Consider the following 15,301-nt stretch of genomic DNA (forward strand, 5'->3'; position numbering starts at 1 on the left):
CCCTTGTGCCCTCCATGGACTCTTCTTCCCGCAGCCTGCCCGTGACCCCATTTTTTGCCCGCGTGCGCCAGGCCCTGCCCGATTTTTCGCCCACCGAGCGCAAGCTCGCCCAGATGGTGCTGGACCAGCCACTGAACCCCGCCGGCTACAGCGCCAGCGAACTGGCCCTGCTCACCGGCGTGTCGAATGCCACCGTCACCCGTTTCGTGCGCCGCCTGGGCTTTGAAAGCTATGACGAGGCCCGCCGCCAGGCCCGGCTCGACAGCACCCCCAGCGGCGTGCCGCTGTCCGTACATGTGGCCGAGCACGCCCCCACACCCATGCAGCTGTGGCAGCAGGTGCAGGAAAACGTGGCCGCCACCGTGGCCCAGATTCCGGCCACGGTGATGGATGCCATGGCCGCCGCCCTCAACCAGGCGCCCCAGGTGTTTTGCATGGGCCTGCAGCAAAACCATAGCCTGGCCACCCATTTGCGCTGGCAACTGCGCCACGGCCTGGGCAAGCGCGCCTATCTGGTGCCCGACCTGGGCGAAACCGTGGAAGACGTGCTGCCCCGGCTGGACACCCACGACCTGGTGGTGCTGTTTGCCCTGCACAGCACCGACCCGCTGCTGGCCGAGGTGGCCCAGGCCGCGCGCGCGGCAGGCGCCAAGGTGCTGTGCATGACCGACCTGGGCAGCAGCGCCCCGGCCTCCGACTGGTTGCTGCGCTGCCACACCAGCGCCTACAGCCGCAACGATGCCAGCGCCCAGCGCCATGTGCCCCCAGTGTTTGACACCACGGCCGCCTCGGCCCTGATCTACAGCCTCACCGCCCATGCCGTGCAATGGCGGGCCACCCCTTTTGAGCTGGTGTAGCGCCAGCGCAAACCTCCCCCTGCAGGCTCGCATACACAGCAGCCCCGCCCCCAGCAAGGCGCACAGGAGCGCATCCATCAGGGATGCGTCCCTGTGCGCCTTGTGGTTTTTGGCATGTGCCAAAACGGTGCATACAGGCCTGCATCGCACCAAACCACCGAATCCATGCACCAAACTTATAGAAGTTATGCCCAGATTGATGCATAAATGCATACATTTTTGGCATAATTTTCTTCTTCGCACTTCCGCGATCGATTTTTTGTCTGCTGAAAGCTCCCGATGAAGTACGCCTCTCTCGACCAGTTCCTGCAAGAAGTTGCTGCCCGCAACCCTGGCCAGCCCGAATTTCTGCAAGCCGTCACCGAAGTGATGGAGTCTCTGTGGCCCTTCATCGAAAAAAACACCAAGTACGCCGACAACGCCCTGCTGGAGCGCCTGGTCGAGCCCGAGCGCATCATCCAGTTCCGCATCAGCTGGACCGACGACAAGGGCCAGGTGCAGGTCAACCGCGGCTTCCGTATCCAGCACAGCATGGCCATTGGCCCTTACAAGGGCGGCCTGCGTTTCCATCCCTCGGTCAACCAGTCGGTGCTGAAGTTCCTGGCCTTTGAACAGACCTTCAAGAACGCACTCACCACCCTGCCCATGGGCGGCGGCAAGGGTGGCTCGGACTTCGACCCCAAGGGCAAGAGCCCGGCCGAAGTCATGCGCTTTTGCCAGGCCTTTGTGCAGGAGCTGTTCCGCCATGTGGGCCCCGACACCGACGTGCCGGCCGGCGACATCGGCGTGGGCGGCCGCGAAGTGGGCTTCATGGCCGGCATGTACAAAAAGCTGTCCAACAACGCCGCCTGCGTGTTCACCGGCAAGGGCCTGAGCTTTGGCGGCTCGCTGATCCGCCCCGAAGCCACAGGCTACGGCACCGTCTACTTCGCAGACGAAATGCTCAAGACCCGCGGCAAATCGTTTGAAGGCATGACCGTGTCCGTTTCCGGCTCCGGCAACGTAGCCCAGTACGCGGTGGAAAAAGCCATGGCCCTGGGCGCCAAGGTCGTGACCATCTCCGACTCCTCCGGCACGGTGTACGACAAGAACGGCTTCACCCCCGAGAAGCTGGCCCTGCTGATGGACATCAAGAACAACAAGTACGGCCGCGTCAGCGACTACGCCGCACAAGTGGACGGCGTGGAATTCCTGGCCGGCCAACGTCCCTGGTCCATCAAGGTGGACGTGGCCCTGCCCTGCGCCACCCAGAACGAGCTGGATCTGGCCGACGCCAAGGCCCTGATCGCCCACGGCGTGCAATGCGTGGCCGAGGGCGCCAACATGCCCTCCACCATCGAAGCCGCCAAGGCCTTTGAAGCCGCCGGCGTGCTCTACGCCCCCGGCAAGGCATCGAACGCTGGCGGCGTGGCCACTTCCGGCCTGGAAATGTCGCAAAACGCCGCCCGCCTGGGCTGGCCCGCCGAAGAGGTCGACGCCCGTTTGCTGCAAATCATGCAAGGCATCCACGCCGCCTGCGTGAAGTACGGCAAGCGTGCCGATGGCTCCATCAGCTATATCGACGGCGCCAATATCGCCGGCTTTGTGAAGGTGGCCGAGGCCATGCAGGCCCAGGGTGTGATCTGATCACCAGCGCAAGCATCCATATGCAGACAGGGGCCCTTGGGCCCCTGTTTTTTCTTCATCGCCTCAACAACCGTCCTGCACTTTCCCAAAGCCCTGTGCACCATGACTGCTGCACCGCCTTCGGGCAGGGAATCAATCGGCTGATTTCAATCATGCCCGCTGGACACCCAAAGCGCTCTGACCGATAGTCCCTGCTGCGTCTGTTCACGCCACAACCGCGCCATCCGCCATGCCAACCAGCCACAGAGCACCCAGCCAACCAGCCCGATGAACCAGCCTATCAAAAACACCAGAACAAACCACTGCAGCAGCACCGTCAGCGGGCCCGCACGCCGAAGCAAGACCCAACAGATGGGAGCCAAGGCCAGCGCAACGAGGGGCGTGTAAACAAACATGGCCATATAGCCGCTGCTGCCTTCAAACCCCGAGCCGAAGAAGTCCGGTTGAAAAAAGAAGATGAAGATGGCTGAGGCTGCAGCGAGAAACACCCCCAGCGCCAAGGCCAAAGCGCCACGTGACAGGGAAGAAATGGGTGGAGAAATGGAAGAGGACATGGCGGACGCGCCATGGTCCGAAGCAGGCGGAGTCATGCGAGAAGATGGCAGTCAGTCAGCGAATCAGTGAGCGAATGCGGGGCAGTCCATCGTATCAGCGCAGGACACGAGAACACCAAACACCTCCCACATGCTGCGAGAAGAGTCGCATCACAGCGCTAACCAGACCGACAGCAGCATGGCGGCCCCCGATAAGGTCAACAACCCCAGCACCAGTTGCCGAAAACGCGCCTCGCTGATGCCTATGTACAGCCGCGTTCCCAGCCAGGTGGGCAACAACATGGCAGGTGCCACCACGGCAAACAGCGGCAGCATGTCACGCGTCACCATGCCGGTGCCCAGATACACGCCCATGGTCACCAGCAGCATGGACAGATTGAAGTTCTGTATCACCGCCCGCTGCACGTCCTTGGGATAGCCGCGCAGCGTGCACCACAAGGTGGGCACCACGCCGGTAAAGCCCCCCACCCCGCCCAGCACACCTCCGGCAAGGCCAGAGACGCCATCGGCCCAACGCCCGCCCACCTTCAGTGCCGGCCAACGTGGTGCCAGCAGCATCAGCGGGCACCACAGCACCAGCAGGCCGCCCAGCAGCGCCTTGAACCACAGCATATTCAGCTGGGGCAGCAGCCACACACCCAGCGGAATCCCCGCCAACCCGCCCAGCACAAAGGGCAGCAGCTGCGCCCACACAAAGCCCCGGCGCACGGTAAAGGCCGCCAGCAACTGGCCCAGTAGCGCGCCAAACACCGTCAGCACGGCGGCCAGCTGCGGCGGCAGCACCCAGGCCCAGAACGACATGGCCACCATGCCAAAGGCAAAGCCCGACAGCCCCTGCACAAAACCAGCCACCCCGGCGCCCACCGCCACCACCAGCCATACCGACTCCATAAGCTCCCTCTTTTCTTGGAAATACACCGCCTCGCACCACGAGGAGATGGGGCGGATTCTGGCCACAAGCCATAAGTAGAAAATCGCGAATTCTTATTGGTTAATATGTTTTTACTTATGAAAGAAAAGCCGCTGTGACGTCCCATCCAGACCAGACGCTGGCCCGCCGCCTGGCCCAGCGCCTGAAGATGAAGCATTTGCTGCTGCTGGTCGCCATACAGCAGCAACGCTCCCTGACCCGTGTGGCCGAGCAAATGGCCACCAGCCAGCCCGCCGTCACCCAGGCCCTGGCCGAGCTGGAGTCCTTGTTCGGCGCAGCACTGTTCACCCGCTCCTCACGCGGCATGGCACCCACGGCCCTGGGTGCGCTGGTGCTGACCCGCGCCCAGACCCTGCTGGCCGATCTGGACCACTGGGCCCTGGACATTGCCGCCGTGGCGCAGCAACGCGCCGCCCATTTGCAGGTAGGGGTGATTCCGTTTCTGCCCGGCCGCATGCTGGCCCAGGCCATAGACCGCACGCGCCTGCAGGGGCGACGCACCACCGTGACGCTGCACGAGGCCACCAGCGACCAGTTGCTGGCCCGGCTGCGCACCCACGAACTGGACTGCGTGATCGGCCGCACCTCGGCCATTTTGGACATGGACGGCCTGCGTCACACCGTGCTGTATGCGCAAACCCCGCAGTTGGTGGCCCATCGCCGCCTGGCCGCACGCCTGGGCCGGCGCCCGCTGGCCTGGGCCGAGCTGGCAGAGCTGGACTGGGTGCTGGGCCCGCGCAACACCCCCATGCGCGAGCAGATCACCGATTTCTTTTTGCGCGCCGGGGTGGAGCCACCGCCGCCCTATGTCGAAAGCCTGTCTGCCAAGGTGATTGGCGAGCTGGTAGCGGCCAATGAACGCGCCGTCTCCATCGTGCCGGCCGACATTGCCCAGGAGCTGGTGCGCATTGCCGGCGTAGCCATCGTGCCCCATGCCTTCAACTGGCAGCTGCCGCCGATTACGCTGTTTCAGCGCAAGGCCGGTGCCCAGTACGCCGAGCTGCAGCACTTTGTGGAGGCACTGCAGCAAGCCTGTGCCAACCTGGCCGGCACAAACCCTTGAATGCGCTGCACTTTGCTGCGCTGCTCTGCACCAGCCACGGGCTTGGCCTAGCATGACGCCCCTTTCCGCCGTGCCCGCTGCTGCGCACGGCTTCGCGTGCCGGTTGGCTGCCCTCTGCGCAGCCATGGCCTCCGGCCTTGTGTCTGTCTGCTTTTCTGGCTTTTCCCGTGACCCTGCGCACCCTCTGCATGCCCGCCGCTGCCTGCCTGGCCGCCCTGTCTTTCTCCGCCCTGGCCCATGATGGAGGCCTGCAGATCTATGGGCGCATCAACACCTCGGTGGAGCGCAGCACCGAAGACCACGCCCACACCAGCGGTGTGCGCAATAACGAGTCCTTTTTCGGCTTTCGCGGCAGCGAAGACCTGGGCGGCGGCCTGAGGGCCGGGTTCATCCTGGAAAACGGCTTTGAGTCGGACACCGGGGCCAACACCGACAGCGCCTTCTTCAACCGCAAGAGCGAGGTCTACCTGGCCGGCGACTTCGGCATGCTACGCATGGGCCGCATCATCAGCGAGGCCTATTACGCCACGGCCGACATCGTCAACGCGCACAATTTCGACACTGGCACCTCGGCCGACGCGCTCTACGCCTTTGTCTCCAACGGCGCCAACCACCTCTCCTACCGCGCGCCCACCTGGAACCACCTCACGGTCGAAATCGGCACCAGCCTGCACGAAAAATCGGCAGAGCCCGCCAGGAACGCCTGGGATCTGGCGGCCAACTACGAGCGTGGCGACTGGTCCTTCGGCCTGGGCTATGGCGACTGGGGCCCGGCCCGCCAGGCCACGCTGCGCGCCACCTACGCCCTCAATGACAGCTGGACCTTCTCTGCCTATCACCAGTACAGCCGGGGCTGGGACCATGCCAACTACGCAGTCGACGCCAGCCAGGGCGGTCGCCACACCACACGCCTGGCCAGCATCTACACCCAGGGCGCCAATGAGTACCACGTCAACGTGGGCTATGCCGGCAAGGCCGCAGGCCAGGGCGACACCCAGGCCCTGCAATGGACCCTGGCCTACAACCACAACTTCAGCAAGCTGACCAAGGTGTATGCGCTGTTCACCCGCATCCACAACCGCGACCAGGCCAGCTACGGCACGGGTGTGCAAGGCGGCGATCTGCGCTCGTTCGGCGTGGGCATTCGCCAGTATTTCTGAGCATGGTCGCCGTCTCAAAGAGGAGCCCTCGTGGCTTCTCTTTGCATGCAGCACTCTTTATTCAATAGCAACCTATGCGCCATGCATATGCGCCAGCTGCACTTTTTCTTTGTAACTTCGGCTTGCGAATTTCCGCTGCAGGACTACAGCGTTTTCGCCGAATCTTTGTAACATCTGCGGGCATGAAACGATTCATACGCCAGCTGCGTGCCTGCACGCTCGCCACCTTGCTGCCACTGGCCCCTTTGGCCGCAACCCATGCCGCGCCACCTACCGCTGCGGCCAATCAGGAAATCGAGCATTTGATTGTTCACCTCCGCAACTCGGGCTGCGAGTTCCAGCGCAATGGCAGCTGGTTTGACAGCAAGCAGGCGGCCGACCATCTGCGCAAGAAATACGACTACCTGCTTCGAAAAGACTGGGTGGCCACGGCAGAGGACTTCATCACCCGCGCCGGCAGCGAAAGCAGCATGAGCAGCAAGCCCTACCAGGTGCGCTGCGCCAACCAGGCGGCAGAGCCCAGTGCGACCTGGCTGCGCACCGAGCTCGAGCGCTACCGCAGCGCCCGCAAATAAGGCCGTTCAGGCCATGGGTGTGGCGCTGGCGCGCTGCACCGCCGCATCACACCAGCGCTGCGCCACCGCGGGTGAGGTGGTGCACACGGCCTCGTGGGTGACGGTGGTGACGGCACGCTCCAGCAGCTGGATATCGGCCTCATGCTGGCGCGCCACATGCGGGTCTTCAAAAAATATGGCGCGCTGGCAGCGGCGCTCCAGCACCAGGTCGGCAATCTGGGCATCCCCGCCCAAGGGGCCGCTGTGGTAGCGGTCCACCCAGGGGCGGTCCGTGGGCCAACCCTTGCTCCAGGCCAGCTCGTTGAGCTTTTGCCCTGTGGTGCCCGTGCCCACACGGCGCGCAAAGCGCGACAGCAATGCGAAGTTGCGCGCGGCAAAGTCCAGCATGGCCGGCTTCATGGCATCGTGGGCAATCAAGGCCACGGTCTGGCGCTCCAGGTCATGGAAGCGGTCGGCGCTGCGATCCGGCACCAGACCGGCATGGATGCGCTCCATCTCCACCCAGTCGCGGGTGCTGGCCACGGTAGACAAAAAAGGCTTGCCATGGATCACGCACTGGCGCTTCAGGGCCAGTGCCTCGGGAAAGATGGAGGACGGGTCCACCGGGTCCGTCAGGTAAATGGCGCCATCCAGCACACGGCCTTCACCAGGCATTCCCACCACCTCGGCCACCAGCTTCATCAGGCCACCATCGCGTCCATAGGGGTAGCGCACCAGGCCTTTGTAGCCCTGCAGCATGGCGGCTGCGGCAATGGCGTCATAGGTGCGGCCCACGGTGTGAAAGCCCAGCTGCAGCTGCCGAATGCCCGGCTCGCAGGCGCGCAGCAGGGCAAACAGGGCTCCATCTTCGTTCTGGTGGTGCAGGCGGTTGGCGGCGAGTCCCAAAAGCATGGTGGCGCATTCCTCTCAAAAGGCTGGAGCCGCCAAGCATAGACGCAAAAGCCGGCACGGCCTGGAGAAATGACCGAGGGGCCATTTGTCTGGCCGCCATGGCTGTGGGGCACGGCGGGGCCGCATGAAGTGCGGGCCCGTCGTTACCGTGGCAGCTATTCCACGCCTGCACCACCCTGCCATGACTTCCTGCACCGGCTACCCCGACATCGATGCCATCAAGATCGTGCACACCCCTGCCAGCGTCAACCACGCTCTGCAGGCCGGCTGGATCTTGCTGCAGGTTCACAACGCCCCGCCCACTGCGCACCAGGAACATGCCACGCTGATCTTTGTATTGGGCCGCCGTCGTGGCAGCAGCACCCGCGACAGCAATGCCGGCCCGGCCGAGCGCCCCTACTTTGACCTGCAGCCCGGTGACGATCCCGAGCACCCGCCCGTGAGCACCTTGCAGCAGCTGGAAATCCCCCCCTCGCCATCAGGCAGGTGACACCGAACCGCATCTCCACCCAGGGCAGCACCGCAGCTGCGCCCTGAAGGAAACCCTGGTGCCGTGGAAAGCGGCAGGGCTGCGGTATCCTCGGCCCAGTTTTTTCCAGCCTGCGGACGCCCGCCATGGTCCGGTTTGCCGGGCCATTTGCTTTTCCAGCACCGGGCTTTCGCACCCAGCCGCTTTCCCACGCCATGACTGCCTCGCTCCCTCTGCCCTGCATTGCCATCGCTGGCCCCACCGCATCCGGCAAAACCGCTGCGGCCCTGGCACTGGCTGCCGTGCTGCAGCAGCGCGGCCTGGCCGCAGAAATCATCAGCGTCGACTCCGCCTTGGTCTACCGCGGCATGGACATTGGCACGGCCAAACCTACGCCCGCCGAGCTGGCCGCCGTACCCCACCACCTGATCGACATTCTGGAGCCCACACAAAGCTATTCGGCCGCCGAGTTTGTGCGCGACACCGAACGCCTGGTGGCCGAGATTCGCGCGCGCGGTGCCGTGCCCCTGCTGGTGGGCGGCACCATGCTGTACTTCAAGGCCTTGTTTGAGGGGCTGGACGAAATGCCCCCCGCCGCCCCCGAGGTCCGCGCCCAGCTGGATGCCCAGGCTGCCGACATCGGCTGGCCTGCCATGCATGCCGAGCTGGCCAAGGTCGACCCCGAGGCCGCGGCCCGCCTGGCTCCCGGCGACAGCCAGCGCATCCAGCGCGCGCTGGAGGTGTGGCGCGTGTCCGGTCGGCCGCTGTCCAGCTTCCACACCGCCAAAGACCCATCGGCCCCGCGCTTTGATGCCACGCTTTTCTCGCTGGAGCCCACCGACCGTGCCTGGCTGCATGCGCGCATTGCCCAGCGTTTTGAACAGATGCTGGAGCAAGGCCTGGTGGAGGAAGTGCGCGCCCTGCGTGCCCGCCCCGAGCTGCACCTGGACCTGCCCAGCATGCGCTGCGTGGGCTACCGCCAGGTATGGGAAGAACTGGATTGGCAAGAGCGCGGGAGCAAGCCCGCGCTCAACCTGCACCTGGTGCGCGAAAAAGGCATTGCCGCCACCCGCCAGCTGGCCAAGCGCCAGATCACCTGGCTGCGCGGCATGCGAGAGCGCCAGACCATTGACTGCCAGGCACCCGACGCTATCGCCCAGCTGGTGATGGCCGCATGGGGCGTGGTGCAGGCCCGGCTGCCGCGCTGAAACCGCGCCAATGTGGCCCGGCAGCCGCTATCCCTTGGATAGCTGTTGCTGCAGATACAGCCTGCATTTCACAGAGGAATCCATCAAAAATCATTGCTGTCTCGGTAAAGGCAGCTATGGTTTTTTTCATGTCATTGCAGACCCGGCTGCCGCCTGGACTGCCTGCCCATCCACCGCATCGGCCACGCTCCAGGCCGCATAGGCCTGCGGGGGCAGCGCGGCCAGGTTGGCGCGCTGCAGCAGCACACGCACGGCATCCTTGCAGCGCGCCAACCGCAACTCCACGCCCCATTGCTGCATTTGTGCGGCAAAGCTGGCCAGGGCTTCCAGGCTGCTGCCGTCCAGATCGGAAGACTCCTCCAGGCTCAGCACCAGAGCCTGCAGCCCCGCACCACGCCCAGCTTGCACCTGGGCACCCAGGGCGGCAAACACCGCCTCGGCATTGCCAAAGAACAGCGGCGCCTCGGGTCTGGCAATCAGCAGGCCGGCCTGCACCTGGGCCTCGGGGTTCAGCGCTGCATCCACAAAATCATGGGACTGGGGCAAACGCCCCAGCCAGCTCAGACGCGGCTGGGCAAAGCGTTTGAGCAGCATGGCAATGCTGACCGCAATCGCCACCAGCAAGCCATCGAGCACGCCAAACAGCAGCACGGCGGCCAAGGCCGCCAGCACCACCAGCCGGTCGCGCTTCCAGGCGAAATAGGGTTTGAGCGCCGCCGGGCTCAAGCTATGGCCCACGGCATGCATGACCACGGCGGCCAGCAGGGGCTCGGGAATGCGCTCCATCCAGGCCAGCAGTTGCCAGACCAGCAAGCCTATGGCCGCGCAGGCAATCAGGCCTGCGGCCTTGCTCCGCGCCCCCGCCACCTCGTTGGCCGAGCTGGCCGAGTAGCCCGCCCCCACCGGCAGGCCCTGGAACAGCGCCGACAAGGTATTGGCCGCGCCCAGGGCCAGCAGGTCGCGGTTGGGCGAGACCGCATCGCCATGGCGCAAGGCCAGGCTGCTGATGGAGCTGTACGACTCGGCATACAGAATCAAGGCCAGGGCCATGGCCAGCTGGCCCACACGCAGCCACTCGGCCATGGCCAAGGTCGGCAGCTCGGGCCGTATGCCCCCCAGCGCCATGGACCCCACGCTGGCAATCCCCCAGGCCTGGCCATAGCCCAGGCTTTGAAAAACAATGCCGGCGGCAATCACCAGCAAGGCCCCGGGCACGGCCTTGAAGCGCCCCAACAGCCGCAGGGCCAGCAAGCCAGCCAGCAGCATGGCGAGGCCCGGCATATGCCAGGACCGCCACTGGCTGAACAGCTCCCAGCCGTAGCGCAGAAAATCGCTGTGCACCGGGTGTACGCCCACGGCCACGGGCAGTTGCTTGAGCACAATGGTCAGCGCCAACCCCAGCGCAAAACCGCGCAGCACGGGCTTGGCAATGAACTGCGACACCGCACCCAACCTGGCCAGGGCCGCCAGAAAAAAGATCACCCCCGCCATCAACACCATGGCCAGGCCCATGGCATGCTGCTGCGCCCCGCTCACATGCAACACCGACGCAGTGGCCGCCGCCAACACCGCCGCCGAGGACGAAGTGGACGAAACGATGGCAAAACGGCTGCTGCCCAGCAAGCCATAGGCCAGCAGACCGGCAAACAAGGCCACGACACCGGCCTGGGGCGGCACACCAGCAATGCCGGCATAGGCCACGGCCTCGGGCAGCAGCAGGCCAGCGATCGACAGGCCTGCCACCCAATCAGCCCCCCGAGGCAGTGACGGCATTCGCATCGGAGCACTCCTATTCTTTGATGGGATGGGTAAATCTTTTGGAGGCGGCCAGAGCCAGTAGCCCGCCCCAAATCTGCCGCTCAGGGGGTTGACTGAACCCCTGCCCATCCCGGAAGGAAGCGCGCCTGCGGGCCGCGGGCCAATGCCACGGCAGCCACCACAGCCGACTCGGGCAGGCCTTGGCCGCCCTGGCTGCTCAAGCTCTTTTTGTCGAAATGCGGGCGAAAGAAATCGGCCCACAAAAACTCCACAAAGGGGGCGGAGTCCTTGGCATAGCCGCCGGCCTTGCGCACCTCGCCGGCCAGGCTGCGGTAGGGGTCGTCCTTGAGCTGCTCCAGGCGCTTGGGAATGGCGCTGAATGCCTGGCGCCGGCCTTTTTCGTCGTAGGGATGGGTCCAGTGGTGGAACTCCATCAGCCGCCAGAACATATCCGGCTCCACCGCGCTGTAATCGGCCAGCAGCATGACCCAGACCTGGTCCACGCTTTCTTGCATCAGCGCCTGGCCCAAGTGGTGGTGGTCCACGATGAAGAAAAGCCCACGCGGCCCGCGCACGGCCGGGAACCAGTGGCTGTGCAGCAGCTTGTCTCTGGCCTTGGATTTGAGTTGCGCCCATTGGGCGCGTTTGACGGCCACCTCGGCGGCCCCCACCGTCATTTGCGTGGGCCGCAAATCGGCCAGCGCGACCTGCTCCATATGCTGCTGAATCGGCATTGCAACTCCTGCGACAAGCAATGCCCCATTGTCAGCCAAGCCCACGCGGCCCGGGTTGGCAGTGGTCCAGGGTGATGCAAAACAGCAGCACCCAAGACCATTTGCCCATTCACCCCGGCGCGCGCACCCGGTAGCTTTTGCTCTCGAAAGCCACCTCCACCACATCCCGGCGCTGGTTCACCGCCAGCGTCATGGCAAAAAACAGATTGCACAGCAGATTGCAGGCTCGGGGCAGCACGGCAGGCACTTCACGCCCCTCCTGCTCCACACGCACCATGCAGCGAATGGCTTTTTTGGCGGCCGACCGACATTGGTGCAGCTGGGGCACGGGCGCGCTGCCGCGCGGCAGCACAAAGGCGTGCAGACGCTCGCCGGCTTGCGCGCGGTAGTAGCCCAACCGATCTTTCAACCAGTCCAGATCGCTTTCCTCCACCGCCAGCTTGCCGCGAATCGAGCCATTGATGTGAAAGGCCAGCGGCTGCAGCCGGTCCAGATCGGCCAACAGATCGGCGTATTCCGGCGGCGTGGCGGCCAGTGCGCTGCCAATCAGGGCGCAGAGCTCGTCGGTGGTGACTTCGAAGTCACACAGATAGGAGGTCTCGCAGATAAAGGGGTAGCACACCTCGTCGAGGATGGGGCTGGGCTTCATATCGGGTCTTTCCATGCAGCGGGCATGACCGCGGCAGTCTGTGGCATCTGCAGGCAGCGTGCCAGCACCGCGGCCGCCACGTCCAGGCGTGGGCCAGGTCGGGTCACGGCGCGGCTTTCCGCCTGACTCAGACGGCAGACCTGGCCGGTGCGCACGGCGCGCAGCTTGGCCCAACCCGGGCGCTGGGCCAGCTCTCGCGCCGTGGCGCCATGGGTTTGAATGATCAGGTCCGGATCGGCCTTGAGCACAAACTCCGGCGCCAGACGCGGAAACGGCCGGTCACTGACTGGCACGATGTTCTGCACCTCCAGCAACGCAAGCAGCTGCCCCATGAAGGAGCCGGGTGCGGCAGCAAACAATGCGGCATCCACCTCCAGATACACACGTGGAGCCGGGCGCCCCTGGCGATCCTGCTGGCTGCGCTGCACCACCTGCATCATTCTTTGCTGCAGCAGCTGCCACAGCGCCTCGCCTCTTTGCTGCTGCAGCACGCTGTCCACCTGCAGCAGCATGGCCCTCACCTCGGGCAGGGTGCTGGCATCCGCCACCACCACGCGCAGGCCAGCGGCCTCCAACCGCCGCTGTGCAGGCGGCACCCGCCCCATGAACACCACATCGGGGCGCAGCTGGATGATGCGTTCGATATCAGGCTCCCAGGTACGCCCCAGCTGAGGCAGATGGCGCACAGCCGGGGGATCTTCGGAAAACACATCCACCCCCACCAGCCGCCCGCAGGCCCCCAGCGCACACACGGCCTCTGTGAGCGAGGGCAGCAAAGAAACAATGCGCTGCGGCGCGGGAATGGGGGCTGGCAGCGGCGCAGGATCGGCCACCGCCCAGCCCGCCACGGCGCACAGCAAGGCGGCAGTGGCCTGGCGCAGGGTACGCAGGCAGGGGTTTAGTGCGGCGTCCATTTCAAACTGACAAAGAAGGTGCGGCCTGCGCTGGCGTAGCCCTTGCTGGGGGCATAGTCCTTGTCTGCCACATTGTTCAGACGAGCCAGCAAGCGCCAGTCCCGGCTCAATGCACGCTCGGCATACAAGTTCACCAGACCATAGCCGGGCAACTGCTGCGTGTTCTCGGCATCGACTTGGCGCTGGCTGTACAGCTGGGCTTCACTGCCCAGGGTCCAACCGGCCAGCTGTGTGTCTGCATAGAGCTTGAGCATGCGCTTGGAGCGGTAAGGCAGCAGCTTGTCGTTCTCCTGATTCTTGGGCTGCATGAAGTCCAGCGAGCCGCCCATATTCCAGCCTGCCACCCGGGTCGAGCCGGACAGTGTCAGACCCGTCAGCTCCACCTTTTCCCAGTTGCGATAGCAGTTGCAGGCTGCAGAACCGCTCCATTCATAGGTGATCTGGTCCCGGATCTTGTTGCGGTAGACCACGGCCGACAACTTGTTCTGGCCTTGCTCGAAATGCAGGCCGGTTTCAATGTTACGGCTGCTTTCCGGGCGAAGATCAGGCGAAGACTGGCCTGTGAAACGCTCATACAGCGTGGGAGTCCGAAAGGCTGTGCCTGCCGAAGCCACCCAGCGCAGGCTGTCGTTGATCTGCAGCCCATAGCCCACGCCTCCGGTGGTCTTGCTCTTCTGGTCGCGCACATCATCGTGGCGCATATGGGCATTGAAGCTGTGCGCCCCGGTTTGCCAGCCCCAGCCCAAGGCAATGGCGTTTTGCACGCGCTTGCTATCTGTATTCACAAGAGAGGAATAAGGTGAGAGCGAGTAATCTGTCTTCAGACGGTCTTCCGTACGCTCATAGTCCACGTTGAAGCGGTGCCCGCCCAATGTCCAGATGTTCTGCCACAGCAGGCCTGCGCTGCGGCCCTCGGCCGATTCCGGGGCGCTGGTGTGGCGGTCGGTGTCCATGCCGGTGTGCGAGAGCTGCACCACGCTGCGATAGCTGCCCGTCCACTGGGCTGCCCACTTCACGCTGGCCGTGGTGGTTTTGACAATGTCGAAATCATCAAATGGCGCGGGGCTTTGATCGTATTGGGCCTTGAGACGGTTGTAGCGCAAGCTGCCGTCCAGAGTGTGGATGCCGGTCTTGTAGCCCAGGTTCAGCCCCACCGAGCTGTTGGAATATCCGTCTTTATCGGGATTGGGCGCCCATTGATTACCCGGATTCACATCCCAGCCATCGCTGCGCTCATCCGCCAGATTCAGTGCATAGCTCAGGCCATTGACGCCACCGGAAATCCCTGCGGCAGCCTTGCTGCTCTTGTGGGTGCCATAGCCCAGCTCCACATAGGGCACGGGCGCACCTTCCTTGCCTTTGCGGGTGAAGATTTGAATCACACCACCCATGGCATCCGAGCCATAAATGGCAGCGGCAGGGCCGCGCAGCACTTCAATGCGTTCGATCTGCGCCAGCGGCAACGTCGCCCACACAGCGCCGCCTTGCATTTCCTGCGTGCCAAATCGCACACCATCCACAAACACCACGGCATGCTGATTGCTCATGCCGCGCAAATACACGCTGGTGGCTTGCCCGGGCCCGCCACTGCGGTTGATTTGCACGCCAGGAACCCGCGCCAGCACATCGGCCACACCAACCGCGCCAGAGCGTTCAATCTCTGCACTGTCGATCACGGTCATATCGGCCGTCACGCTTTCCAAAGACTGGGGCATGCGTGCGGCCGTCACCACGGTTTCGGACAGTCGCGACGCCGAAGCGGTTTGCGCCAGCACGCCGGCGCTGCACAAGGCCATGACGGCGCCCGCCACAGCAGCCAGAGGACAACGCACACGGGCGCACAGGCCTTCCGCGGAGAATTGCTTGAAGTTTTGCATCAATGAATCAAAGGTTGGCACCGGCGTCCCCGCCC

Annotated in this window: 15 protein-coding genes; 7 read left to right on the forward strand and 8 right to left on the reverse strand. The window is 64.5% G+C overall.

The window, feature by feature from the left end:
- Positions 1-14: 14 nt before the first annotated feature.
- Positions 15-857, forward strand: coding sequence for a MurR/RpiR family transcriptional regulator (locus tag ACA027_RS16140; protein WP_370679218.1), 843 nt, complete (start codon positions 15-17; stop codon positions 855-857).
- A 279-nt stretch (positions 858-1,136) separates the two neighbouring features.
- Positions 1,137-2,483, forward strand: coding sequence for an NADP-specific glutamate dehydrogenase (gdhA, locus tag ACA027_RS16145; protein ID WP_370679219.1), 1,347 nt, complete (start codon positions 1,137-1,139; stop codon positions 2,481-2,483).
- A gap of 146 nt (positions 2,484-2,629) precedes the next feature.
- Here the strand turns inward: gdhA and ACA027_RS16150 are convergent, their stop codons facing one another.
- Positions 2,630-3,037, reverse strand: a complete 408-nt coding sequence (locus tag ACA027_RS16150) for a hypothetical protein (RefSeq protein ID WP_370679220.1) — start codon at positions 3,035-3,037, stop codon at positions 2,630-2,632.
- 150 nt (positions 3,038-3,187) lie between these two features.
- Entirely contained in the window at positions 3,188-3,928 is a 741-nt protein-coding gene (locus ACA027_RS16155; protein WP_370679221.1) for a sulfite exporter TauE/SafE family protein, read from the reverse strand.
- Between the two features lie 188 nt (positions 3,929-4,116).
- On the opposite strand from ACA027_RS16155, the gene ACA027_RS16160 reads away from it, so the two are divergent.
- The 3 genes from ACA027_RS16160 (at position 4,117) to ACA027_RS16170 (ending at position 6,766) form a co-directional block, all read left to right on the forward strand.
- A complete protein-coding gene (locus tag ACA027_RS16160) occupies positions 4,117-5,031 on the forward strand; it encodes a LysR substrate-binding domain-containing protein (RefSeq protein WP_370682607.1) in 915 nt (304 codons plus the stop codon).
- A gap of 167 nt (positions 5,032-5,198) precedes the next feature.
- Positions 5,199-6,191: a porin gene (locus ACA027_RS16165; protein ID WP_370679222.1), complete on the forward strand. Its 993-nt coding sequence runs from the start codon at positions 5,199-5,201 to the stop codon at positions 6,189-6,191.
- Positions 6,192-6,373: 182 nt separating this feature from the next.
- Complete coding sequence (locus ACA027_RS16170; protein ID WP_370679223.1) at positions 6,374-6,766, forward strand: DUF5329 domain-containing protein; 393 nt, start codon at positions 6,374-6,376, stop codon at positions 6,764-6,766.
- A gap of 6 nt (positions 6,767-6,772) precedes the next feature.
- On the opposite strand, the gene ACA027_RS16175 is transcribed toward ACA027_RS16170, so the two are convergent.
- Positions 6,773-7,657 carry a methylglyoxal synthase gene (locus tag ACA027_RS16175; protein ID WP_370679224.1) on the reverse strand — a complete coding sequence of 295 codons (885 nt, stop codon included), beginning with the start codon at positions 7,655-7,657 and terminating at the stop codon, positions 6,773-6,775.
- Positions 7,658-7,838: 181 nt separating this feature from the next.
- On the opposite strand from ACA027_RS16175, the gene ACA027_RS16180 reads away from it, so the two are divergent.
- Together ACA027_RS16180 and miaA are read left to right on the forward strand one after the other, a co-directional pair.
- Positions 7,839-8,147 carry a hypothetical protein gene (locus tag ACA027_RS16180; RefSeq protein WP_370679225.1) on the forward strand — a complete coding sequence of 103 codons (309 nt, stop codon included), beginning with the start codon at positions 7,839-7,841 and terminating at the stop codon, positions 8,145-8,147.
- A 194-nt stretch (positions 8,148-8,341) separates the two neighbouring features.
- Complete coding sequence (gene miaA / locus ACA027_RS16185) at positions 8,342-9,334, forward strand: tRNA (adenosine(37)-N6)-dimethylallyltransferase MiaA (RefSeq protein WP_370679226.1); 993 nt, start codon at positions 8,342-8,344, stop codon at positions 9,332-9,334.
- Between the two features lie 126 nt (positions 9,335-9,460).
- On the opposite strand, the gene ACA027_RS16190 is transcribed toward miaA, so the two are convergent.
- From ACA027_RS16190 to ACA027_RS16210, 5 genes are all read right to left on the reverse strand, one after another.
- The gene (locus ACA027_RS16190) at positions 9,461-11,113 is read right to left on the reverse strand and encodes a SulP family inorganic anion transporter (protein ID WP_370679227.1); all 1,653 of its coding nucleotides are present in this window, start codon (positions 11,111-11,113) and stop codon (positions 9,461-9,463) included.
- Positions 11,114-11,193: 80 nt separating this feature from the next.
- Entirely contained in the window at positions 11,194-11,826 is a 633-nt protein-coding gene (locus tag ACA027_RS16195; RefSeq protein WP_370679228.1) for a ParB-like protein, read from the reverse strand.
- A 109-nt stretch (positions 11,827-11,935) separates the two neighbouring features.
- The gene (locus ACA027_RS16200; protein ID WP_370679229.1) at positions 11,936-12,475 is read right to left on the reverse strand and encodes a hypothetical protein; all 540 of its coding nucleotides are present in this window, start codon (positions 12,473-12,475) and stop codon (positions 11,936-11,938) included.
- Positions 12,472-13,389 carry an ABC transporter substrate-binding protein gene (locus ACA027_RS16205; RefSeq protein WP_370679230.1) on the reverse strand — a complete coding sequence of 306 codons (918 nt, stop codon included), beginning with the start codon at positions 13,387-13,389 and terminating at the stop codon, positions 12,472-12,474. The genes ACA027_RS16200 and ACA027_RS16205 overlap by 4 nt, the downstream gene beginning before the upstream one ends.
- On the reverse strand, positions 13,374-15,266 hold the full coding sequence (locus ACA027_RS16210) for a TonB-dependent receptor domain-containing protein (protein WP_370679231.1): 1,893 nt from the start codon (positions 15,264-15,266) through the stop codon (positions 13,374-13,376). The genes ACA027_RS16205 and ACA027_RS16210 overlap by 16 nt, the downstream gene beginning before the upstream one ends.
- Between the last annotated feature and the right edge of the window lie 35 nt (positions 15,267-15,301).

This window comes from Comamonas sp. GB3 AK4-5 (genome assembly GCF_041320665.1).
GTDB lineage: Bacteria > Pseudomonadota > Gammaproteobacteria > Burkholderiales > Burkholderiaceae_C > Comamonas.

What these genes read in the sequence shown, in the direction of transcription:
- ACA027_RS16140 (WP_370679218.1), top strand. Translation starts at nt 15, where the DNA reads ATGGACTCTTCTTCCCGCAGCCTGCCCGTGACCCCATTTTTTGCCCGC.
- gdhA (WP_370679219.1), top strand. Translation starts at nt 1,137, where the DNA reads ATGAAGTACGCCTCTCTCGACCAGTTCCTGCAAGAAGTTGCTGCCCGC.
- ACA027_RS16150 (WP_370679220.1), bottom strand. Translation starts at nt 3,037, where the DNA reads ATGTCCTCTTCCATTTCTCCACCCATTTCTTCCCTGTCACGTGGCGCT.
- ACA027_RS16155 (WP_370679221.1), bottom strand. Translation starts at nt 3,928, where the DNA reads ATGGAGTCGGTATGGCTGGTGGTGGCGGTGGGCGCCGGGGTGGCTGGT.
- ACA027_RS16160 (WP_370682607.1), top strand. Translation starts at nt 4,117, where the DNA reads ATGAAGCATTTGCTGCTGCTGGTCGCCATACAGCAGCAACGCTCCCTG.
- ACA027_RS16170 (WP_370679223.1), top strand. Translation starts at nt 6,374, where the DNA reads ATGAAACGATTCATACGCCAGCTGCGTGCCTGCACGCTCGCCACCTTG.
- ACA027_RS16175 (WP_370679224.1), bottom strand. Translation starts at nt 7,657, where the DNA reads ATGCTTTTGGGACTCGCCGCCAACCGCCTGCACCACCAGAACGAAGAT.
- ACA027_RS16180 (WP_370679225.1), top strand. Translation starts at nt 7,839, where the DNA reads ATGACTTCCTGCACCGGCTACCCCGACATCGATGCCATCAAGATCGTG.
- miaA (WP_370679226.1), top strand. Translation starts at nt 8,342, where the DNA reads ATGACTGCCTCGCTCCCTCTGCCCTGCATTGCCATCGCTGGCCCCACC.
- ACA027_RS16190 (WP_370679227.1), bottom strand. Translation starts at nt 11,113, where the DNA reads ATGCGAATGCCGTCACTGCCTCGGGGGGCTGATTGGGTGGCAGGCCTG.
- ACA027_RS16195 (WP_370679228.1), bottom strand. Translation starts at nt 11,826, where the DNA reads ATGCCGATTCAGCAGCATATGGAGCAGGTCGCGCTGGCCGATTTGCGG.
- ACA027_RS16200 (WP_370679229.1), bottom strand. Translation starts at nt 12,475, where the DNA reads ATGAAGCCCAGCCCCATCCTCGACGAGGTGTGCTACCCCTTTATCTGC.
- ACA027_RS16205 (WP_370679230.1), bottom strand. Translation starts at nt 13,389, where the DNA reads ATGGACGCCGCACTAAACCCCTGCCTGCGTACCCTGCGCCAGGCCACT.
- ACA027_RS16210 (WP_370679231.1), bottom strand. Translation starts at nt 15,266, where the DNA reads ATGCAAAACTTCAAGCAATTCTCCGCGGAAGGCCTGTGCGCCCGTGTG.